Below are 20208 nucleotides of genomic sequence, written 5' to 3'. Positions count from 1 at the left end.
GGTTGCGCGTGCGCACAACGACGGCGCACAGCGCATAAGGACATATTGCGCTACCCGGTTTCAACCGCTGCGAAGTAGATTCCAGCGGGTCCGGCGCATTGACGAAGCCCGATACACGAAGGGCACCGCGTTGTCACGCGATGCCCTGAGGTTTTCCCAATATGGGTGAAGAAATCAGCCCTTGGCGACGGCCGCAACTTCTGCGGCGAAGTCGGACTCTTCCTTCTCGACGCCTTCGCCGAGCAGCAGGCGAGCCATGCCGGTCACTTCGATCGGGGCGCCAGCGAGCTTTTCAGCATCCTTGACAGCCTGACCGACGGTGATTTCCGGGTTCATGACGAAGGCCTGCGACAGCAGGGCAACTTCTTCGAAGAACTTGCGCATGCGGCCTTCAACCATCTTTTCGATGATGTTGTCCGGCTTGCCCGAGGCGCGCGACTGTTCGATGAAGACGTTGCGTTCGCGCTCGGCGACAGCTGCGTCAACTTCGTCGGCGCGAATGGCGAGCGGGTTGGTGGCAGCGATGTGCATGGCGATCTGGCGGCCGACCGAGAACAGAACTTCCTTGTCGCCAACCGACTTCAGCGCGACGAGAACGCCGAGCTTGCCGATGCCGTCGCCGGCAGCGTTGTGGATGTAGGTGGCAACGACGCCGTCTTCGACCTTGAGCAGAGCTGCGCGGCGCAGCGTCATGTTCTCGCCGATGGTAGCAATCGCGTCCTTGATCGTTTCGTCGACCGACTTGCCAGTTGCCGGATAGTTGGCGTTGGCAATGGCTTCGACAGAACCGTCGGTGCCGAGCGCAACATTGGCAACGCCACGAACCAGCTCCTGGAAGGCTTCGTTACGGGCAACGAAGTCGGTCTCGGAGTTGATTTCGACGACAACAGCCTTGACGCCACCGCTGACAATACCGATGAGGCCTTCAGCAGCCGTGCGGCCCGACTTCTTGTCGGCCTTGGCGATGCCCTTGGCGCGCAGCCAGTCGATCGCAGCTTCCATGTCGCCGTTGGTTTCGGCGAGCGCCTTCTTGCAATCCATCATGCCTGCGCCGGTCTTTTCGCGCAGTTCCTTCACCATTGCTGCAGTTACACTCATCTTATTGCCTCTTTGTGTGTTTGGCTGGCGCGCTGCCCGTTGGAGGCGCAGTACCAGGAGGTGTGGCAGGGAATGGCTTTTCAATGTGACACCGTGATGACTCCATCACGCTGATGTTGCTCAGATCCAACGATCCGAACGGATGGACACCATCCCTGGCTGAAAAGAACAAGGCCGTTCAGACTTCCATCACAAACGGCCTCGTCCCGACATTTCATTGGGGGCGGCAGGCTTACCTGCCGCCAAGCCCGATCAGGCTTCGGAGGCTTCGTCGAGCGCCGGCTCGACCATAGCTTCAGCCGATGCGCCGAGATCACGGCCCGATGCGCCCTGCTGACGGGCGATGCCGTCAATGGCTGCACGAGCGATCAGATCGCAGTAGAGAGCGATCGCACGCGAGGCGTCGTCGTTGCCCGGGATCGGGTAGTCGATCTGGTCCGGATCGCAGTTGGAGTCGATAACGGCAACAACCGGGATGCCAAGGCGCTTGGCTTCGTCGATCGCGATCGATTCCTTGTTGGTGTCGATGATGAACATCAGGTCCGGTGTGCCGCCCATATCGCGGATACCGCCGAGAGCGCGGTTGAGCTTTTCGCGTTCGCGCTCGAGGTTCAGGCGTTCCTTCTTCGTGAAGCCCGAAGCTTCCGAAGCGAGAATTTCGTCGAGCTTGCGCAGACGCTGGATCGAGTTCGAAATCGTCTTCCAGTTGGTCATCATGCCGCCGAGCCAGCGAGCATTGACGTAGTACTGGGCCGAACGCTTGGCAGCGTCAGCGATGATTTCCGAAGCCTGGCGCTTGGTGCCGACGAACAGGACGCGGCCGCCGTTGGCGACGGTGTCGCTAACGATCTGCAGGGCGCGCGACAGCATCGGAACAGTCTGTGCGAGGTCGATGATGTGAACGTTGTTACGATCGCCGAAGATGTAGGGCTTCATCTTCGGGTTCCAGCGGTGCGTCTGGTGGCCGAAGTGAACACCAGCTTCAAGCAGCTGGCGCATGCTAAAATCAGGCAATGCCATGCCTTTTCTCCTTTTCCGGTTGAACCTCCGCGAGACGTCGAGCTCTTCTTTCGAAAAAGCCCACCGGCGGAACGACCCGGATTTCTCCCGGAACATCCCATGCCTCACGTGTGGAATGGGCAGCCCCTTAACGGCTGCTGCCCAGAAAATCAAGTCGCGAAAGCCGCTTTTTGGCGGGATCTACTATTTACAATCCTCGGATTTGAATACTTCAAGGTCTGCGAGCTTACCGGTCAACACGAAATCGCCGTAGTCCATGGTCAGGTCGCGAGTGATCCCGTTTTCGTAGAGTTTGAACGACATGCGGTAGATCGGCAGCGCGTCGCCGCTCTTGTCATCGTTGAAATAGGAGATCGTTACCGGCCAATAGGCTTCGCCGCCGAACTTGCCGGCCTTGCCAGCATCCGGCTCATCGGCGGTAGGTTTGCGCGATTTACCAACGAAGGTCGAGGTAATCAGCGTTTTGTCGCCCGAATCGGAGCCATCGAAGATGCGTGCTTCGAACAGGCTTTCTCCCTTCTTCGCCCGCGAGATCACTTCCATCATATGGGCGGTCGGAAAGCGGCTGGCCGCTAGCTCCACTTCGCGCTTGTCGGGCGCGGTCAGCTCCACCTTGACGCCGGACTTTTCCTCATGCGCGGTTCCGCGAACTTCCTTGTCCAGCTTCTCGTCGGTGAAGGAGCGCGTCAGGAAGCGGAAATTGCCGTTCTTCAGGTCTTCGTAAGTGGTCGTCTGCTGGTCGGTGAGGCGCACCTCCTCACCGGTGTCGACCTGGGTGACGAATCGGAAGCTGACCGTATATCCCTCGCAGGCGGACCCATTGAATTCATAGACCATGCGACCATACATTCCGGCAATGCCCGAACGATCCGACGCATCCTTGAGCTCAAGATCATAGACGGCGCGATGCGGCACGAGGACATTCGCACTCGCCGCCGTAGCGCCTGACGCCGTCATGACGGCAAAACAAACGCTGCGCAGAGTGACGAGACCGAAGCCTTTATGAAACATCCGTTTCCTCCTGTTGGACTCGCCGGCAATGCTATAAACAAGCGTTCGGCAGAAGCGAGGCGGTGTTTGCAGGAAAAAGCCGGCACCCGCCGCGATCCAGCCTGAATGCAGGATTTTAACACAAAAGACAACAATGGAGCTTTCCATGTCTGCAGAGATCGAAACGCGCCTCAAAGACCTCGGCGTCACCCTTCCCCAGGCTGCGACGCCGGTCGCGAACTACGTGCCGTACGTCATCACCGGCTCGATGCTCTATATCTCCGGACAGCTTCCGATGGAGGACGGCAAGGTCGCCGTGACAGGCATTGTCGGCAAGGACGTCGACGTCGCCCGTGCGCAGCGCGCTGCCGAACTCTGCTCGATCAACATCCTCGCCCAGGCGAAATCGGCGCTCGGTGGCGACCTCGGCCGCATCCGTCGTCTGGTGAAGATCAACGGCTTCGTCGCCTCGACGCCGGAATTCGTCGAGCAGCATCTCGTCATCAACGGCGCCTCCAATCTGCTCGCCACCGTGCTCGGTGAAGCCGGCAAGCATGCCCGCGCCGCCGTCGGTATGGCCTCGCTGCCCTTCAACGCTGCCGTCGAGATCGACGCTGTCATCGAGATCGCCTGATTAAGGTCCCCACCATGGCTGACATTTCCTGGCTGAAGGCCCAACCGATCGCTCATCGCGGCTATCACGACATGAACAAAGAGGTGTGGGAGAACACGCTTTCGGCATTCTCCCGCGCCGCCGATGCCGGTTTCGCCATCGAGTGCGACCTCCAGTACACCGCCGACAGCATTCCGGTGGTTTTCCATGACGACGACACCCAGCGTCTTTGCGGCATCAAGGGCGACGTTCGCTCACGCACCGCCGGCGAGCTCGGCCTGATGGCGATCGGCGGAACGAAGGACAAGGTGCCGACGCTGGCGCAGATGCTGCGCCTGGTCAACGGCAAGGTACCCCTCGTTATCGAACTCAAGGGCCGCAAGGGCGACGACGAGGGCTTTGCAGCCGCTGTGCTGGAGACGCTGGAAGGCTACAAGGGACAGGTCGCCCTGATGAGCTTCGATCACTGGCTGCTCAAGGACCTGAAGGCGCTCGACGCGCCCTACCCACTCGGCCTGACTGCGGAAGGCGCCAATCCGGAGACCTTCTTCGTGCATGAGGAAGCGATGCAGCTCGGGCTCGACTTCATCTCCTACCACTACGGCCACCTGCCGAACTCGTTCATCACCAAGGAGCGGACACTCGGCAAGACGATCATTACCTGGACCGTGCGCGACCGGCAGGCCGAGGCCTACACTTTCGCCCATGCGGACCAGATGACCTTCGAGGGTTTCGACCCGCGGGAGGCTCTGGTTTCCTGAGCTGATGTCAGACGCCGTCACCATCCGCATAGCCCAATCCTTCGCCGATGTGCCGGCAGCACGCTGGAACGTGCTCTCCGGTGCATCGAAGGAGCATCCCGGCGGCGTCTACAATCCCTTCCTTTCGCATGCCTATCTCTCCGCCCTCGAGGAGTCCGGCTCGGCGACGGCCAAGACGGGCTGGCTCGGCCAGCACCTGCTTCTGGAAGGACCGGACGGGCATCTGCGCGGCGGTCTTGTCTGCTATCTGAAGAACCACAGCCAGGGCGAATATGTCTTCGACCATGGCTGGGCCGACGCTTTCGAGCGGGCGGGCGGGCACTATTACCCGAAACTGCAAAGCTCCATCCCTTTCACGCCGGCCACCGGACCGAGACTGCTTGCCGCGCCAGGTGAAAATCAGGGCGCCGTTCAGGATGCACTTGTCGCGGGCCTGAAGGAGCTTGCGCGCAGACACGACGTTTCCTCGGCGCATGTGACCTTCGTGCCAGAAGCCGAGATGCCGGCCCTCGAGCGCGCCGGGTTCCTGCACCGCACCGACCAGCAGTTCCATTTCACCAACGAAGGCTTCGGATCGCACGCCGATTTCCTGGAAACCCTTGCCTCACGCAAGCGCAAGGCACTCAAAAAGGAACGCCGGGCTGCGGTCGAAAACGGCATCTCGATCGACTGGCTGACCGGCAACGACCTGACGGAAGCGATCTGGGACCAGTTCTTCGCCTTCTACATGGACACTGGCGGCCGCAAATGGGGGCGTCCCTATCTGACGCGCGCCTTCTATTCGCTGATCGGCGAACGCATGGCGGACGATATCCTGCTGGTGATGGCTCGCCGCAACGGCCGCTACATTGCCGGCGCGATCAACTTCATCGGCGGCGATGCGCTCTATGGCCGCCACTGGGGTTGCATCGAGGACCATCCGTTCCTGCATTTCGAGGTTTGCTACCACCAGGCGATCGACTTCGCGATCGCCAAAGGGTTGAAACGGGTCGAGGCCGGTGCCCAGGGTGAGCACAAGCTTGCGCGCGGCTACATGCCCGTCACCACGCATTCCGCGCATTTCATCACGCATCCAGGGCTCGCCCGCGCGGTTGCCGACTATCTTCAGCGCGAGCGCAGGGATGTGGAGGAAACGGGCGAGATTCTTGCAGAACACGGCCCTTTCCGCAAAGGTGAGCGGCAAGACGACTGAACGACTTTTCAGTCGAGGCCTGCCCGCGCCAATTCACGAGGAACAACAATGAGCTACGACGACAACAACATCTTCGCCAAGATCCTGCGCGGCGAAATCCCCTCGCACCGCGTCTACGAGGATGATGCGACGATCGCGTTCATGGATGTCATGCCCCAGGCCGAAGGCCACCTGCTCGTCGTTCCGAAGGCTCCCTCGCGCAATTTGCTCGATGCCGACGCGGCGACGCTGCCGGCGCTGATCGCGACCGTGCAGAAACTGGCAGTCGCAGCGAAGGACGCCTTCGACGCCGATGGCGTGACGGTCATGCAGTTCAACGAAGCCCCCGCCGGACAGTCTGTCTTCCACCTGCACTTCCACGTCATTCCGCGGCGCGCAGGCGTGCCGCTGAAGCCGCATTCCGGCACGATGGAAGATGGCGCAGTACTCGCGGCCAATGCCGAAAAGGTTCGGCAGGCGCTCTGATCGCGCCTCCAATCTGGTTTGGAAACGTTTATCGCCGGGTCGGCTTCACGGCTCGGCGGATGCCTTCCCGCTCCACCGGTCTTCAGCCCAGATGAGCGCTCAGAAGCCCAGCCACCAGAGCCCCACGGCCAGCCCTGCGATGGCGGTCGCGATCCCGATTGCCGGCTTTCGCCCGAACAGGAAGAAGGCAGCAGCCCCTAGTGCGACGGCACCTACACGCAACCAGAGCGGAGATTGTTCGAGTACGCCTGTCGGATAAAGGATGAGCTTTGCGATGACCGCCGCGACAAGCGCGGTCGCGACCGCCCTCACCCAATTCAACGCCTCGGAATCATCCCGCAGTTTGTTGCCGGCGATAACGCCAAGCCAGCGCCAGATGTCGGTTGCCAACCAGCCGGCGATCGCGATGAAGGCATAGGCCCACCAACCGTCCTGCCACGTCATGCGCTCACCTCCTTGTGGCGACGCCAGACGCGCTCGACCAGCCAGGCGAGCGTGCCACCGACGAGGCCGGCGAGCAGGATGTCGAACTCCGGCAACAGCCAATAGAACAGCGGCCCGCCGGCAAGGCCGAAGAGCAGAGCAACGTACACCACCGGGTGACGCGCCGAATGCCAGATCGAGGCGAGGAAGTAGACCGGCGTCAGGAAGAACAGGCAGCCGGCGGCGATCGGCGGGAAATCGGCGACGAAGTGATAGACGACGGCGACGAGCAGCATGTTGGCCGCAACCAGCGTGATGCCGAAGCCGGCAAAGAAGGCAACGCGCCGTTCACGCGGCACCTTCGGCACCTTCTCCATCGCGAACACCCAGGCGGTGATCGCGACGAAATGCGACAGGAACAGGAGCAGCCAGGTCGGCGTCCGCGATGCGCGCAGTTCCGGAACGAGCGCAGCGACCATCGGCATCAGCCGGACGGAGGAGAGCGAGACCGCGAGGAAGGCGGCCGCCAGGTTCGCGCCGCTCATCATCGAACTGACGAGGATGACCTTGGCCGGCAGCGCCCAGACCATGCCGACCATGAAAACGACCTGCTCCACCGGAATACCGGCCTGGGCCGTCAGCGAACAGAAGCCGACGAAGGACAGCATCAGGATGAAGGCCGGCAGGCTGAAGATGCCGCGCATACCCTTTCCGAACCAGGCGAGCGATGATTGCTCGTCTTCTTCCTTCTTCATCGGCCATTCCGGATTATCTTGGATTCAGAAAAACGGTGCCGGATGGCTTGCATCCGGCACCGTCGAACATCTCTTGCGAGGGCCTATTTCTTGCGCGGCACCTTCGGCACCGTGCGGCCCTTTCTTGGAGCCGCGTCGCCGGCCCCGGCTTCACCATCGGACGATGCCTTGGCGGTCGCCTTCTTCGGCTTGGACTTCGGTGCCGACTCGGCGCCCACTTCTTCCTTGTCCTCGGCCTTCTTCGGCTTCGTCGCCTTCATCGCCGGGCGGGAAACCTCCGCCTTCGGCTTGATCGGCGTTGTCTCCGGAACCGCATCGAGCAGCAGGCCCTTGGTGCCGTCGGCCTTGGTGCCGATCGTCACCTTGACGACGCCGCCCTTCTTGAGCTTGCCAAAGAGGATCTCATCGGCGAGCGGCTTCTTGATGTTTTCCTGGATGACCCGGGCCAGCGGCCGGGCACCCATCTTCTCGTCGTAACCCTTCTCGGCGAGCCAGGCGATTGCCTCGGGCGCGAGGTCGAAGGTGACGTTGCGCTCGGCAAGCTGCGTCTCCAGCTGCATGACGAACTTCTGCACCACCTGGTGAATGACCGGGGTCGGCAGCGAGGCGAAGGGAATGACCGCGTCCAGACGGTTGCGGAATTCCGGCGTGAACAGGCGGTTCAGCGCCTCTTCGTCTTCGCCCGTGCGCTTGGAAGAACCGAAGCCGATGGCGGCCCGGGCCATTTCCGATGCGCCGGCATTGGTCGTCATGATCAGGATGACGTTGCGGAAGTCGATCTTCTTGCCGTTGTGATCGGTCAGCGAGCCATGATCCATGACTTGCAACAGGATGTTGAACAGGTCCGGGTGGGCCTTCTCGATTTCGTCGAGCAACAGCACGCAATGCGGATGCTGATCGACGCCATCGGTCAGGAGGCCGCCTTGATCGAAGCCGACATAGCCGGGAGGTGCACCGAGCAGGCGCGAAACCGTATGCCGTTCCATGTACTCCGACATATCGAAGCGCAGAAGCTCGACACCGAGCGACGTCGCAAGCTGCTTGGCGACTTCCGTCTTGCCGACGCCGGTTGGGCCGGAGAAGACGTAGCAGCCGATCGGCTTGTTCGGTTCACGCAGGCCGGCCCGAGCCAGCTTGATCGACGAAGCGAGTGCTTCGATCGCCAGGTCCTGGCCATAGACGACCGAACGCAGTTCCCGCTCGAGGTTGGCAAGAACGGCTTCGTCGTCCTTGGAAACCGTCTTCGGCGGGATACGTGCCATCGTCGCAATCGTTGCTTCGATTTCCTTCTCGGTAATCAGCTTGCGCCGCTTGCCAGCGGGCAAAAGCATCTGTGCCGCACCGGATTCGTCGATCACGTCGATCGCCTTGTCAGGCAACTTGCGGTCGTTGATATAACGGGCCGAAAGCTCGACGGCGGCCTTGATCGCTTCGTTCGAGTATTTCAGGTGGTGGTATTCCTCGAAGTAAGGCTTCAGCCCCTTCATGATCTCGATCGCGTCGGCAATCGTCGGCTCGTTCACGTCGATCTTCTGGAAGCGGCGGACGAGCGCCCGATCCTTTTCGAAGAACTGGCGGTACTCCTTGTAGGTGGTCGAACCGATGCAACGGATCGCACCGGAAGACAGCGCCGGCTTCAGGAGGTTGGACGCATCCATCGCGCCACCGGACGTGGCACCAGCACCGATGACGGTGTGGATCTCGTCGATGAACAGCACGGCGCCCGGGTAATCCTCGAGTTCCTTGACGACCTGCTTCAGGCGCTCTTCGAAATCGCCGCGGTAGCGGGTGCCGGCAAGCAAGGTGCCCATGTCCAACGAGAAGATCGTCGCATCCTGCAGCGCTTCCGGAACCTTCTTTTCAACGATCCGCTTGGCAAGACCTTCGGCGATCGCCGTCTTGCCGACGCCGGGGTCACCGACATAGAGCGGATTGTTCTTCGAGCGGCGGCACAGCACCTGGATGGTACGGTTCACCTCGGCGTGACGACCGATCAACGGGTCGATCTTGCCGGACTTCGCCTTTTCATTGAGGTTGACGCAATAGGCAGTCAGGGCGTCCTGCTGCTTCTTGGCGCTGCTCTCTTCGTTGTCGCGCGCAGGCTTCTGCTCGGACTCGTGATCGTCCGAACCGCGCACGGGTCGGGATTCCGAACTGCCGGGCCGCTTGCCGATGCCGTGCGAAATGAAGTTGACGGCGTCGTAGCGCGTCATCTCCTGCTCCTGCAGGAAGTAGGCGGCATGGCTTTCGCGCTCGGCGAAGATGGCTACCAGCACGTTGGCGCCGGTTACTTCCTCGCGGCCGGAGGACTGGACGTGGATGACCGCGCGCTGGATGACACGCTGGAACCCCGCCGTCGGCTTGGAATCTTCGTCGTAGCCGGTCACGAGATTGGAAAGCTCGTTGTCGACATAATCCGTCACGGTCTTGCGCAGCGTCTCAAGATTGACGTTGCAGGCGCCCATCACGGCCGCCGCGTCGGCATCATCGATCAATGCCAGAAGCAGATGCTCGAGCGTGGCGTATTCATGGTGGCGCTCGTTGGCAAAAGTCAGTGCCTGGTGTAGCGCCTTTTCGAGACTGGGCGAAAATGTTGGCACGTTAGTTCCTCATTTCTTTTCCATGACGCATTGCAACGGATGCTGATGCTGCCGGGCAAAATCCATCACCTGCGTCACCTTGGTTTCGGCGACCTCATAGGTGAAGACGCCGCACTCTCCCACGCCATGATTGTGGACGTGAAGCATGATGCGGGTCGCCTCTTCCGGGTTCTTCTGAAAGAAGCGCTCCAGGATATGGATGACAAACTCCATCGGCGTGTAATCGTCATTCAAAAGCAGAACGCGATACAAACTCGGCTTTTTGGTCTTCGGCTTGGTACGCGTGATGACGGACGTGCTGCGATTGTTGCCGTTTCCCTCGTCATCGCTACCTTGCTGCATCCGGACCGGCATGGCGATCATTCTTGTCAGTTCCTTGTACAGCAGCGACCCACTGAACTTGGCCGCAGCATGCTTGCCCTTTATCTAATGGTTCGTTTTCAGATTTTAAGACCGAACCAACGCACTGCAATCATAATCGCACGTTGCCGCGTAAGATTGATCAACTTTCTTCGGGCTGCGCACAGCTAATGCGAAAACAAAAAGGCCGGTCGCAAGCGCTGCGACCGGCCTTTTTGGAAACTGGTTCGGTGCCTGACGATCAGGCGGCGGCAGCGGCGGCCTTGACTGCTGCCGTTGCCTTGGCAACCGGCGCTTCGTAGGGCTTGTAGGCATCCTTGGCGAGATCAGCGTACATTTCGCCGATCTTCGTAGCCTCGGCTACAAAGCCTTCGTAGCTCGACTTGATGTAGTTGGTCTGCAGCTCGAATGCAGCTTCGACACTCTTGATGCCCGAGAGCTTCTCGACGTGCGCAACGCTGTCTTCGAAGGACTTCTTGGAAAAATCAGCAGCTTCAGTCGCGATTGCCTGGAGACCCTTGGTCCAAGCGGAATAGCTCTTTACAGCCACGTCAATGGCTTCTTTGCTCTTCTTGTTTGCATCATCGAAGTTGAACATCCGGTGTCTCCTTAGTGACGGCCTGATCTGGAGGCTTCAGTTTATGTGCACTGCACAAAAAGTCAAGACGAGTGTGCGACGCAATAAAATACAACGGATGCAACAACTTGATGAAAAAACGCCGGGAAGCGCAAAATTTCTGTCGTTCCCTGCTGATCTGGCAAGATGAAATCTGCGAGCAATTGCCCAACACGAAAGCAACGCTTCGCCGAAAACAATAAGCCCCGAAAATCGCTGGGATTTTCGGGGCTCGCTACTTTGTCGTCCGTCGTCAGGACTTAGAGGTCGATGTCGAGGATCGCCATGGAGAAGTTGTAGGAAAGCTCACCGTCTTCCTCATCGCGGAAAACAACACCGAGGAACTCGTCACCGAGATAGACTTCAGCGGACTCGTCCTTCTTCGGGCGAGCCTTGACGACCATCTGCTGATTGAAGGTGCGCTTGAAATAGGCTTCAAGCTTGCGGATTTCTTCGGGCTTCAAAATACGTCTCCGTAGCCATTTATCTGTGCGGCGCTTCTCGCACGCTGCATCGCCGGGTGTAAACCCCTCGAAAGAGGCTTACGCACCGGTTCCCCTATGTTCAGATATCGAAGCTGCTCAGGATCTGGTCCATCTGACGCGACGGCTCGGAGCAGCCGGCCTCGCCCACCACCTTGGCCGGCACGCCTGCCACCGTCGACTTAGGCGGCACCGGCTTCAACACGACCGAGCCGGCAGCGATGCGCGAGCAGTGGCCGATGTGGATATTGCCGAGGATCTTGGCGCCGGCACCGATCAGGACGCCGTCGGCGATCTTCGGGTGGCGGTCGCTGCCTTCCTTGCCCGTGCCGCCGAGCGTCACGCCGTGCAGGATGGAGACATTGTCACCGATCACAGCCGTCTCGCCGACGACCAGGCCGGTAGCGTGGTCAAGGAAGATGCCGCGCCCGATGCGGGCGGCCGGGTTGATATCGGTCTGGAAGACGCTCGATGCGCGGCTCTGCAGATAGAACGCAAAGTCCCGGCGGCCGCGCTTCAACAGCCAATGGGCCAGACGGTGCGTCTGGATGGCATGGAAACCCTTGAAATAGAGCACCGGCTCGATGAAGCGGGTGCAGGCGGGATCGCGGTCATAGACGGCCTGGATGTCGACGCGCAGAATGGTGCCCCATTCCGGCCAATCCTCAAGCATCTCCGAGAAAGTCTGCCGCAACAGGTTGGCCTGAAGATCGGGATGATCGAGCCTTTCGCAGATGCGATAGATCACGCTTTCTTCGAGCGAATGCTGGTTGACCACCGTCGAATACAGGAAGGCCGCCAGCATCGGGTCCTGCTCGGCCGCCACACGGGCTTCCTCACGCAGGCTGTTCCAGATCGGGTCCATCACCTTCAGCGCTTCCGTCTGGCGAAGTTCGGTCTTGGCGACCATCGTCGCTCTCCTTCCTGTCCGTCCTACAGTTACTATAGGGGAAATCCGGCATGACTTAAATGGCCCGCCCTCAGTTCCACCCTCGGTCGAGCAGCTCAGAAGCGGGCAAGCGCCGGGTGCTCCCCGCGTTCGTCACACTCGATGGTCTAGGCGCGCCCTGCTTCCTCGAGGAACTCGAGAACGGCCTTCTTGAAAACGCGATCACCCACGGCGAGCATATGGTCCCGCCCCGGAATATCAAGCGCACGCGCGTTCGGCATCAACTCCGCCAGTTCCTGCGGCGAGCCGGCAATGTCGTCCTTGGTCCCGACACCGATGAGGGTCGGCACGTCGATGCGTGCCATGTCCTCGGCGGTCAATAGATCGCGGGATGTCGAGATACAGGCTGCGAGCGCCTGCCTGTCGCTTTTGGTCTGGTCGGCGAAGGCGCGGAACATGCGGCCGCGCGCGTGGGTTACCACGTCAAGAGACGGCGCCGCCAAGGCGTCGGCGATCGGGTCCCAATCCCCTACCCCCGTCACCATGCCGATGCCCAGGCCGCCAAAGACCAGCGAGCGCACGCGGTGGGGGTGTGCGAGCGCCAGGAAGGCAGAGATGCGCGCACCCATCGAGTAGCCCATCACATGCGCCTCGGCGATGCCGAGATGCCCGAGCAGCGCTACGGCGTCGCCGGCCATCTGCTGCGGGTGATAAAGTGCTGGATCGTAGGGCTTGCTGCTCTTGCCGTGGCCGCGGTTGTCGAGCGCAATCGCACGATAGCCGGCGTCGCCGAGCGTCTTCAGCCAGCCCGGAAAAACCCAGTTGACGTTGGCGCTCGAGGCAAACCCATGGATGAGAAGGATGGGCGCGCCGGCTGGATCGCCCTCGTCGAAAAAGGCGATCTCCAGGCCTTCATGGGAAAAATGGGAAAACGGCGGCGGGGTGAGATCCATCTTTATCATCCTAGGGGGTATCGATCCGGCGCAACCTAGTTCGTCGCCAGGACGAGTGAAACCCCGCCCCGGCAAAAACCACAGCTGCGGCGTGTTTGCCGCTACACTTTTGCAGCAAAGCTCACTATGGTGCGCCAACTTTAGAAGACTAGCATTCATCGGAGCATGACATGGCCGGCCACAGCATCCCGCACTTCCAGAACGACGGCGGACATCAGGCAATCGAAATCGGCGTCAAGGAATTCATGTGCACCGGCGCGTCCATTCCGTACGATCACCCGCATATCTTCATCGATATGGGCGACGACAACGAGAAGGTCTGCTCCTACTGCTCCACGCTCTACCGCTACAATCCGAAGCTGAAGGCGACGGAAACCAACCCGCCCGGCTGCCTCTTCGCCCACAAAGCCGCCTGATAGGCCACGATGTCGCGCCCCGTCGCGATCGTCGGTGCCGGTATCGGTGGGCTCGCGGCCGCATTGTGCCTCGCCCGTCGAGGCTTCGAAGTCGACATTATCGAGCGGGCAACTGCGCTGACTGAGGTCGGCGCCGGCCTGCAGTTGTCGCCGAATGCATCACGCATCCTCATCAAGCTCGGCCTTCTCCCGGCGCTCGAATTCTACTGGAGCGAGCCCGAACGCATCGGCCTGGTCGACGGCGTATCGCTAAGTCCCCTCGCCAGCGTATCGGCTGGCGCGTTTGCGCGGCGTCGCTGGCAGGCACCCTACGCCGTCATGCACCGCGCGAGCCTGCAGAAAGTCCTGCTTTCCGCCGTCGAGGCAGAGCCTCGCTGCCGCTTGCAGCTCGGATGCCATATCGACAATCCTGATGAGCAGACGATCATAAAGCTGATGGGGCGCCGCCCGGAGGTCATGATCGGTGCCGACGGGATCTGGTCACGATTGCGCAACAACGTTCCCGGGGCCGGCCGCGTACGGTTTTCAGGCAATGTCGCCTGGCGCATGACGGTCGCTCGCGACACGGCCGCCGGCCTTCTCAAGCCGAACCAGGTGACGGCATTCCTAGGCGCTCGCGCCCATCTCGTCGCCTACCCGTTGAGGGAATTTCACGGTTTCAATCTCGTCGCGATCATCGAGGGCAAGGAGACCGACGGAGTCTGGGCCGGCAAGGATTCAGACAAGCGCCGTCAGGATTACCTGAACGCTTTCTCCGGCTGGAACGCCGGCATCCGCTCGCTGCTCGAAAAGGCTGAAGCGCCCACCTATTGGCCCTTGTGCGCGGTGGATGACGGAGCCTGGCAGGACGGGCGAAAGACGGTGCTGATTGGCGATGCGGCCCATGCGATGACGCCATTTGCGGCGCAGGGTGCAGCGATGGCGATCGAGGATGCCTTCGAACTTTCGGATTGCCTGGCGACCGGCGCCGATGTCCCGAAGGCGCTGGCAGCATTCGAAGCGACGCGCCGACCGCGCATCGCCCGGGTCCGCCGCCGTGCAGCATTCAATCACTTCGCTTACCACGTCCGGGGGCCGCTGCGCCTCGGCCGCGACATCGTCCTGAAACTCAAGGGACCGGACGCGCTCGCGGCCGACCTCGACTGGCTCTACGGCTACGGCGCACAGCGCTGAGCGCAGGCGCGAAAATGTCTGGATATCAATGATCAATGGAGGCGAGGCGCCGCGAATGATCGCGGCGCCTCCATCCGTCAAACGGCGTTGGCCGCTGCCAATCCCGCTTCGATGTCGCGGCGGATATCCGGCACGTCCTCAAGGCCGATCTGCAAGCGGATAACTGGCCCCTCGGTCGGCGCCAGGGCAACCTTTCGGTCCGAAAGACCGACTTGGAGCGCAAGGCTCTCGAAGCCACCCCAGGAGTAGCCGAGACCGAACAGCTTCAGCGCGTCCAGGAAGGCATGTGCCTTGACCCTGAACCGATCAGGGGTTTCCGCTTTCAGGACGAAGGAGAAGATGCCGCTTGCGCCGGTAAAGTCGCGCTTCCAGAGTTCGTGGCCCGGGAAACTCGGCAGTGCCGGATGCAGAACACGCGCCACTTCGTCCCGCGTTTCGAGCCACCGCGCCAACGTGAGGGCGCTTTCCTGATGGCGTTCCAGACGGATGCCCATGGTTCTGAGACCACGCAGGATCTGGTAGCTGTCATCGGGAGAGACACAGACGCCAAGCGTCACCATTGCCTCCGTCAATTCCGGCCAATGGGCGGCATTCGCCGACACGGTGCCAAAGAGGACGTCCGAATGACCGGATGGATACTTGGTGGCCGCATGGATCGATACGTCGACACCATGGTCGAGCGGCTTGAAGTAAACCGGCGTCGCCCAGGTATTGTCCATGGTGACGACGCAGCCATGGCGATGCGCAGCATTCGCAATGGCGCGAATATCCTGCATTTCAAAAGTATTCGATCCCGGAGCTTCGGTGTGCACCAGGCGCGTATTCGGACGGATGAGGTTTTCGATCCCGGCACCGATCATCGGATCGTAGTATTCGACGGTGACGCCAAGGCGCTTCAGCATCGTGTCGCAGAAGTGGCGCGTCGGAAAATACACTGAATCGACGATCAGCGCGTGATCACCTGCCGAAAGATAGGCAAGGAACGGCACCGTCACCGCAGCCAGACCCGAGGGGACAAGGATCGTGCCGGCAGAACCTTCGAGCTCGTTGATCGCATCGCAGAGCGCATCCGTGGTCGGCGTTCCGCGCGTCCCGTAGGTGTATTTCTGCGCACGCGTCTCCATCGTCTTCGCGTCGGGAAACAGCACGGTGGATGCATGCACCACCGGCGGATTGACGAAGCCGAAGTAATCGGAGGGATTGTTGCCGCTATGAGCGAGACGGGTGTTGATCCCCGTTTTGCCATTCACACTGCCGCTGTCTGCCATTGCATGTTCCGCTTCTGATTTTCGAAAGAAGAACTCTTCGAATGAGCTACAACCGCGGTCAAGTGGCAAAAATCAAGGAGTGCGATTTTGGCCGCCGCCGAGCCGCTTCTGGTGATTTTTCGCCCAGAGTGTGCCCGTTACCCCCCCAAATCTGCCTAACTTTCTGGCTTGTTTCGGGTTTTTCACATGCAAAACCAGAAAATCGGCGGCCTCTCTTGACCCTCATGGAATTTGAGCATGAGATAGTCTGTACTCGCGCCAGGAGGGTGGCGGAGACTGCACGCGCCAGGAGAGGCGCCGGTGCAGACGGGAACTAACGACAACAGAAAAAGGTTCTAAAAATGGCAAGAAGAATTCTGACAGCTCTCGTTGGCGCTGCTGTCTTGGGGATTGGCACACAGGCGGCTTCGGGCGCTACCCTTGATGACGTAAAGGCCAAGGGCTTTGTCCAGTGCGGCGTGAATACCGGCCTTGCCGGCTTCGCGGCACCGGATGCTTCGGGCAACTGGAGCGGTTTCGATGTTGACTACTGCAAGGCAATCGCCGCCGCGATCTTCGCGGATGGCAGCAAGGTAAAGTACACGCCCACTTCGGCCAAGGAACGCTTCCCGGCACTGCAGTCCGGTGAGGTCGATGTTCTGGCCCGTAACACCACCTGGACGATCAACCGCGACACCGCGCTCGGCTTCAACTTCCGCCCGGTCAACTATTATGACGGCCAGGGCTTCATGGTTCGCAAGAGCCTGAACGTCAAGTCGGCCCTTGAGCTTTCGGGCGCGGCCGTCTGCGTGCAGACCGGCACCACCACCGAACTCAACCTTGCCGACTACTTCAAGGCCAACAACCTCCAGTACAATCCGGTGGTCTTCGAAAAGCTCGAAGAAGTGAACGCCGCCTATGACGCCGGTCGTTGCGACGTCTACACCACCGACCAGTCGGGCCTCTATTCGCTGCGCCTGACGCTGTCGAAGCCCGACGATCACATGATCCTGCCGGAAATCATCTCGAAGGAGCCGCTTGGTCCGGCCGTTCGCCAGGGCGACGACCAGTGGTTCGATATCGTCAGCTGGGTGCACTACGCGCTGATCCAGGCCGAAGAATTCGGCATCACCCAGGCAAATGTCGAGGAAATGAAGAAGTCCACCAACCCGGACGTTCAGCGCTTCCTCGGCGTCGAAGCTGACTCCAAGATCGGCACGGACCTCGGCCTCACCAACGAATGGGCCGTGAACATCATCAAGGCCGTCGGCAACTACGGCGAAGTCTTCGATCGCAACATCGGCGCGGGCAGCCCGCTCAAGATCGAGCGCGGCCTCAACGCGCTGTGGAACAAGGGCGGCATCCAGTATGCCCCGCCGGTCCGCTAAGACGATCTGACACGACTGGGGGAAGCGGGCCATCGCTTCCCCTTCCCAACTATAAAAACACCCAAAAGGGTGAAAAGGGGAAAGAGGCATTGCATGGCGATTGGCGTCACAACTACGCCTGAGAAAAGCAAACCGTCGGGGTCGATCATCAACGATCCACAGGTCCGCGGCATCTTTTATCAGGTCATCACCCTCATCGTTCTCGCTGCCTTCGTCTACTGGGTTGCCGACAACACGATGGAAAACCTCAAGCGGGCGAATATTGCTTCCGGCTACGACTTCCTAAGGGGACGCGCCGGGTTCGACGTCGGACAGTCTCTGATCGCATACACCAGCGATTCCACCTACCAGCGTGCCCTGCTCGTCGGTTTGCTCAACACGCTGCTCGTCGCGGTTTGCGGGATTTTCACCGCAACAATCATCGGCTTTGCGGTCGGTATCGGCCGCCTGTCGCACAATTGGCTGATCGCCAAGCTGTCGCTCGCCTATGTCGAAGTGTTCCGCAACATCCCGCCGCTGCTCGTCATCTTCTTCTGGTACAGCGGCGTTCTGGCGATCCTGCCGCAACCGCGTGAATCGGCGGTGCTTCCGTTCAACATGTTCCTCAACAACCGCGGGCTCGCCTTCCCCAAACCGATTTTCGGTGACGGCTCGCAGTTCACGCTGTTCGCATTCGTCGTCGCGATCGTCATCAGCTTTGCCGTGGCACGCTACGCGCACAAGAAACAGGACGCCACCGGACAGCGCTTCCCGCTGCTGTGGACCGTGCTTGGGCTCGTGATCGGCCTGCCGCTGTTGACGTTCCTTGCGACCGGATCGCCGATCACCTTCGACGTTCCCGTCGCCGGAAAGTTCAACCTCACGGGCGGCTCGGTGATCGGTCCGGAATTCCTGTCACTGTTCCTGGCGCTCTCGTTCTACAGCGCGGCCTTCATTGCCGAGATCGTACGCGCCGGCATTCGCGGCGTGTCCAAGGGGCAGACAGAGGCGGCCCATGCGCTCGGCGTCCGTCCGGGACTCACCACCCGTCTCGTGGTCATTCCGCAGGCGCTGCGGATCATCATTCCGCCGCTCACCAGCCAGTATCTGAACCTGACCAAGAACTCGTCGCTCGCTGTCGCGATCGGCTATGCGGATCTGGTGGCCGTCGGCGGCACGATCCTCAACCAGACCGGTCAGTCGATCGAAGTCGTCACAATCTGGATCATCGTCTACCTGTCGCTGAGCCTCACGACGTCGCTGTTCATGAACTGGTTCAATGCCCGCATGGCCCTGGTGGAGAGATAAGATCATGAACACACACCAGGGAATTTTCGTCCGCGGCTCGATGATCGAGGCGTCCTCACCGCCGGCAGCGGAAGGCGGCGTCGTCCACTGGCTGCGCGAAAACCTTTTCGCAACGCCAAAGGATGCGGTGCTCACCATTATCAGCGCGCTTGCGCTTGCTTGGCTCCTGCCGCCGGCAATCCAGTGGCTCTTTCTCGACGCCGCCTGGACCGGTGGTGGCCGCGGCGTCTGCGCGACGGTTGCGCAGGGCGGCACGCAGCCGGAAGGCTGGAGCGGTGCTTGCTGGGCCTTCGTCAACGCAAAAATCGATCAGTTCGTCTATGGACGCTACCCGCTCGATGAGCGTTGGCGGCCAACGTTGGTCGGCATCCTCTTCGTGCTTTTCCTCGTGCCTATGGCGATGCCGAAGGTTCCTTACAAAAGCATCAACGCCGTGCTGTTGTTCGCGGTGTTACCGGTTATCGCCCTGATCCTGCTTCCAGGCGGGTGGTTTGGCCTGACCTACGTCGAGACCCCGCTTTGGGGCGGCCTGATGGTGACGCTGATTCTTTCCTTCGTCGGGATTACGGTGTCGCTACCCCTAGGGATCCTTCTGGCGCTGGGCCGACGATCGCACATGCCTGTGATCAAGATGCTTTGCACCGCCTTCATCGAACTGGTGCGCGGCATTCCGCTGATCACCGTCCTGTTCATGGCAAGCGTCATGCTGCCCCTGTTCCTGCCGCAGGGCGTCACCTTCGACAAGTTCCTGCGCGCATTGATCGGCGTTTCGCTTTTCGCCTCGGCCTACATGGCCGAAGTGGTGCGCGGCGGGCTCCAGGCCATTCCGAAGGGGCAGTATGAAGGTGCGGACTCGCTCGGCCTCAGCTACTGGCAGAAGATGAACCTCATCGTTCTGCCGCAGGCGCTGAAGCTCGTGATCCCGGGCATCGTCAATACCTTTATCGGCCTCTTCAAGGACACGTCGCTGGTTTCGATTATCGGCATGTTCGACCTGCTCGGCATCGTTCGCTTCAACTTCACCGATGCGAACTGGGCCTCGGCAGTCACGCCGATCTCAGGGCTAATTTTCGCTGGCTTCATATTCTGGCTTTTCTGCTTCGGTATGTCGCGCTATTCAGGCTTCATGGAACGCGTGCTCGACACGGCCCATAAACGATAAAATGAGGGGAGGATCGCATGGCAAACACAGCCACTGCTTCCAAAATGACTGTTTCTGCGACGGATGTTGCTGTCGAAATCACCGGGATGAACAAATGGTACGGGGACTTCCACGTCCTTCGTGACATCAACCTGAAGGTCATGAAGGGCGAGCGCATCGTCATTGCCGGCCCGTCGGGCTCCGGCAAGTCCACGATGATCCGCTGCATCAACCGGCTGGAAGAACACCAGAAGGGCAAGATCGTCGTCGACGGCATCGAGCTCACCAACGATCTGAAGAAGATCGACGAAGTGCGTCGCGAAGTCGGCATGGTGTTCC

At 60.6% G+C, this 20208-nt stretch carries 22 protein-coding genes; 10 read left to right on the top strand and 12 right to left on the bottom strand.

The features are described 5' to 3' along the window. Positions 1-174: 174 nt before the first annotated feature. From tsf to AB4Z53_RS27080, 3 genes are all read right to left on the bottom strand, one after another. Complete coding sequence (gene tsf / locus AB4Z53_RS27090) at positions 175-1098, bottom strand: translation elongation factor Ts (RefSeq protein WP_113537649.1); 924 nt, start codon at positions 1096-1098, stop codon at positions 175-177. A 252-nt stretch (positions 1099-1350) separates the two neighbouring features. Then, complete coding sequence (rpsB, locus tag AB4Z53_RS27085; protein ID WP_053247295.1) at positions 1351-2118, bottom strand: 30S ribosomal protein S2; 768 nt, start codon at positions 2116-2118, stop codon at positions 1351-1353. 183 nt (positions 2119-2301) lie between these two features. Beyond that, a complete protein-coding gene (locus AB4Z53_RS27080) occupies positions 2302-3129 on the bottom strand; it encodes a cell envelope integrity EipB family protein (protein ID WP_291163957.1) in 828 nt (275 codons plus the stop codon). A gap of 145 nt (positions 3130-3274) precedes the next feature. Between AB4Z53_RS27080 and AB4Z53_RS27075 the strand changes: the two genes are divergently transcribed. Genes AB4Z53_RS27075 through AB4Z53_RS27060 form a run of 4 tightly spaced genes read left to right on the top strand, consistent with a single transcriptional unit; the run spans position 3275 to position 6139 of the window. Continuing rightward, a complete protein-coding gene (locus tag AB4Z53_RS27075) occupies positions 3275-3742 on the top strand; it encodes a RidA family protein (RefSeq protein WP_441598715.1) in 468 nt (155 codons plus the stop codon). 14 nt (positions 3743-3756) lie between these two features. After that, entirely contained in the window at positions 3757-4482 is a 726-nt protein-coding gene (locus AB4Z53_RS27070) for a glycerophosphodiester phosphodiesterase (protein WP_291163961.1), read from the top strand. 4 nt (positions 4483-4486) lie between these two features. Beyond that, on the top strand, positions 4487-5674 hold the full coding sequence (locus AB4Z53_RS27065; protein ID WP_441598713.1) for a GNAT family N-acetyltransferase: 1188 nt from the start codon (positions 4487-4489) through the stop codon (positions 5672-5674). 48 nt (positions 5675-5722) lie between these two features. Beyond that, complete coding sequence (locus AB4Z53_RS27060; RefSeq protein ID WP_223727128.1) at positions 5723-6139, top strand: HIT family protein; 417 nt, start codon at positions 5723-5725, stop codon at positions 6137-6139. A gap of 99 nt (positions 6140-6238) precedes the next feature. Here the strand turns inward: AB4Z53_RS27060 and AB4Z53_RS27055 are convergent, their stop codons facing one another. From AB4Z53_RS27055 to AB4Z53_RS27020, 8 genes are all read right to left on the bottom strand, one after another. Next, the gene (locus AB4Z53_RS27055) at positions 6239-6583 is read right to left on the bottom strand and encodes an AzlD domain-containing protein (protein WP_113537654.1); all 345 of its coding nucleotides are present in this window, start codon (positions 6581-6583) and stop codon (positions 6239-6241) included. After that, positions 6580-7317: an AzlC family ABC transporter permease gene (locus tag AB4Z53_RS27050; RefSeq protein ID WP_113537655.1), complete on the bottom strand. Its 738-nt coding sequence runs from the start codon at positions 7315-7317 to the stop codon at positions 6580-6582. Before AB4Z53_RS27050 ends, AB4Z53_RS27055 begins: the two co-directional genes overlap by 4 nt. 83 nt (positions 7318-7400) lie before the next feature. Then, positions 7401-9917: an ATP-dependent Clp protease ATP-binding subunit ClpA gene (clpA, locus tag AB4Z53_RS27045; RefSeq protein WP_223727125.1), complete on the bottom strand. Its 2517-nt coding sequence runs from the start codon at positions 9915-9917 to the stop codon at positions 7401-7403. 9 nt (positions 9918-9926) lie between these two features. Then, positions 9927-10280 (bottom strand): ATP-dependent Clp protease adapter ClpS, encoded by a 354-nt coding sequence (clpS, locus tag AB4Z53_RS27040; RefSeq protein WP_043622145.1) that lies wholly within the window; start codon positions 10278-10280, stop codon positions 9927-9929. Positions 10281-10518: 238 nt separating this feature from the next. Beyond that, positions 10519-10875: a phasin family protein gene (locus AB4Z53_RS27035; RefSeq protein WP_113537657.1), complete on the bottom strand. Its 357-nt coding sequence runs from the start codon at positions 10873-10875 to the stop codon at positions 10519-10521. A 278-nt stretch (positions 10876-11153) separates the two neighbouring features. Next, entirely contained in the window at positions 11154-11357 is a 204-nt protein-coding gene (locus AB4Z53_RS27030; protein WP_034796738.1) for a DUF3126 family protein, read from the bottom strand. Positions 11358-11457: 100 nt separating this feature from the next. Beyond that, complete coding sequence (gene cysE / locus AB4Z53_RS27025) at positions 11458-12285, bottom strand: serine O-acetyltransferase (protein WP_113537658.1); 828 nt, start codon at positions 12283-12285, stop codon at positions 11458-11460. A gap of 146 nt (positions 12286-12431) precedes the next feature. Next, positions 12432-13217, bottom strand: a complete 786-nt coding sequence (locus AB4Z53_RS27020; RefSeq protein ID WP_113537659.1) for an alpha/beta hydrolase — start codon at positions 13215-13217, stop codon at positions 12432-12434. A 170-nt stretch (positions 13218-13387) separates the two neighbouring features. Here AB4Z53_RS27020 and AB4Z53_RS27015 point away from each other — a divergent pair, with 170 nt between their 5' ends. Next, positions 13388-13633: a zinc-finger domain-containing protein gene (locus AB4Z53_RS27015; protein WP_057255736.1), complete on the top strand. Its 246-nt coding sequence runs from the start codon at positions 13388-13390 to the stop codon at positions 13631-13633. A gap of 9 nt (positions 13634-13642) precedes the next feature. Continuing rightward, positions 13643-14806, top strand: a complete 1164-nt coding sequence (locus AB4Z53_RS27010; RefSeq protein ID WP_441598708.1) for an FAD-dependent monooxygenase — start codon at positions 13643-13645, stop codon at positions 14804-14806. A gap of 77 nt (positions 14807-14883) precedes the next feature. On the opposite strand, the gene AB4Z53_RS27005 is transcribed toward AB4Z53_RS27010, so the two are convergent. After that, positions 14884-16074, bottom strand: a complete 1191-nt coding sequence (locus tag AB4Z53_RS27005) for a cystathionine beta-lyase (protein ID WP_441598706.1) — start codon at positions 16072-16074, stop codon at positions 14884-14886. Between the two features lie 341 nt (positions 16075-16415). On the opposite strand from AB4Z53_RS27005, the gene AB4Z53_RS27000 reads away from it, so the two are divergent. The 4 genes from AB4Z53_RS27000 to AB4Z53_RS26985 all read left to right on the top strand — a co-directional run. After that, complete coding sequence (locus AB4Z53_RS27000; protein WP_113537662.1) at positions 16416-17441, top strand: amino acid ABC transporter substrate-binding protein; 1026 nt, start codon at positions 16416-16418, stop codon at positions 17439-17441. Positions 17442-17534: 93 nt separating this feature from the next. Then, the gene (locus AB4Z53_RS26995) at positions 17535-18728 is read left to right on the top strand and encodes an amino acid ABC transporter permease (protein WP_113537663.1); all 1194 of its coding nucleotides are present in this window, start codon (positions 17535-17537) and stop codon (positions 18726-18728) included. A 4-nt stretch (positions 18729-18732) separates the two neighbouring features. Beyond that, positions 18733-19890, top strand: a complete 1158-nt coding sequence (locus AB4Z53_RS26990; protein WP_223727119.1) for an amino acid ABC transporter permease — start codon at positions 18733-18735, stop codon at positions 19888-19890. Between the two features lie 17 nt (positions 19891-19907). Further along, a partial coding sequence (locus tag AB4Z53_RS26985; protein ID WP_441598703.1) for an ATP-binding cassette domain-containing protein occupies positions 19908-20208 on the top strand: 301 nt, incomplete at its 3' end.

This window comes from Ensifer sp. 2TAB8, from assembly GCF_052115125.1.
Lineage (GTDB): Bacteria > Pseudomonadota > Alphaproteobacteria > Rhizobiales > Rhizobiaceae > Ensifer.
This window is presented reverse-complemented; position numbering and strand designations above follow the sequence as displayed.

Excerpts from the sequence above, each read along its gene's own strand:
- AB4Z53_RS27070 (WP_291163961.1), top strand. The coding sequence starts at position 3,757 with ATGGCTGACATTTCCTGGCTGAAGGCCCAACCGATCGCTCATCGCGGC.
- AB4Z53_RS26990 (WP_223727119.1), top strand. The coding sequence starts at position 18,733 with ATGAACACACACCAGGGAATTTTCGTCCGCGGCTCGATGATCGAGGCG.
- AB4Z53_RS27065 (WP_441598713.1), top strand. The coding sequence starts at position 4,487 with ATGTCAGACGCCGTCACCATCCGCATAGCCCAATCCTTCGCCGATGTG.
- AB4Z53_RS27080 (WP_291163957.1), bottom strand. The coding sequence starts at position 3,129 with ATGTTTCATAAAGGCTTCGGTCTCGTCACTCTGCGCAGCGTTTGTTTT.
- AB4Z53_RS27005 (WP_441598706.1), bottom strand. The coding sequence starts at position 16,074 with ATGGCAGACAGCGGCAGTGTGAATGGCAAAACGGGGATCAACACCCGT.
- AB4Z53_RS27015 (WP_057255736.1), top strand. The coding sequence starts at position 13,388 with ATGGCCGGCCACAGCATCCCGCACTTCCAGAACGACGGCGGACATCAG.
- AB4Z53_RS26995 (WP_113537663.1), top strand. The coding sequence starts at position 17,535 with ATGGCGATTGGCGTCACAACTACGCCTGAGAAAAGCAAACCGTCGGGG.
- AB4Z53_RS27010 (WP_441598708.1), top strand. The coding sequence starts at position 13,643 with ATGTCGCGCCCCGTCGCGATCGTCGGTGCCGGTATCGGTGGGCTCGCG.
- AB4Z53_RS27060 (WP_223727128.1), top strand. The coding sequence starts at position 5,723 with ATGAGCTACGACGACAACAACATCTTCGCCAAGATCCTGCGCGGCGAA.
- rpsB (WP_053247295.1), bottom strand. The coding sequence starts at position 2,118 with ATGGCATTGCCTGATTTTAGCATGCGCCAGCTGCTTGAAGCTGGTGTT.
- AB4Z53_RS27075 (WP_441598715.1), top strand. The coding sequence starts at position 3,275 with ATGTCTGCAGAGATCGAAACGCGCCTCAAAGACCTCGGCGTCACCCTT.
- clpS (WP_043622145.1), bottom strand. The coding sequence starts at position 10,280 with ATGATCGCCATGCCGGTCCGGATGCAGCAAGGTAGCGATGACGAGGGA.
- AB4Z53_RS27055 (WP_113537654.1), bottom strand. The coding sequence starts at position 6,583 with ATGACGTGGCAGGACGGTTGGTGGGCCTATGCCTTCATCGCGATCGCC.
- AB4Z53_RS27000 (WP_113537662.1), top strand. The coding sequence starts at position 16,416 with ATGGCAAGAAGAATTCTGACAGCTCTCGTTGGCGCTGCTGTCTTGGGG.
- AB4Z53_RS27035 (WP_113537657.1), bottom strand. The coding sequence starts at position 10,875 with ATGTTCAACTTCGATGATGCAAACAAGAAGAGCAAAGAAGCCATTGAC.
- AB4Z53_RS27050 (WP_113537655.1), bottom strand. The coding sequence starts at position 7,317 with ATGAAGAAGGAAGAAGACGAGCAATCATCGCTCGCCTGGTTCGGAAAG.
- AB4Z53_RS27020 (WP_113537659.1), bottom strand. The coding sequence starts at position 13,217 with ATGGATCTCACCCCGCCGCCGTTTTCCCATTTTTCCCATGAAGGCCTG.
- tsf (WP_113537649.1), bottom strand. The coding sequence starts at position 1,098 with ATGAGTGTAACTGCAGCAATGGTGAAGGAACTGCGCGAAAAGACCGGC.
- cysE (WP_113537658.1), bottom strand. The coding sequence starts at position 12,285 with ATGGTCGCCAAGACCGAACTTCGCCAGACGGAAGCGCTGAAGGTGATG.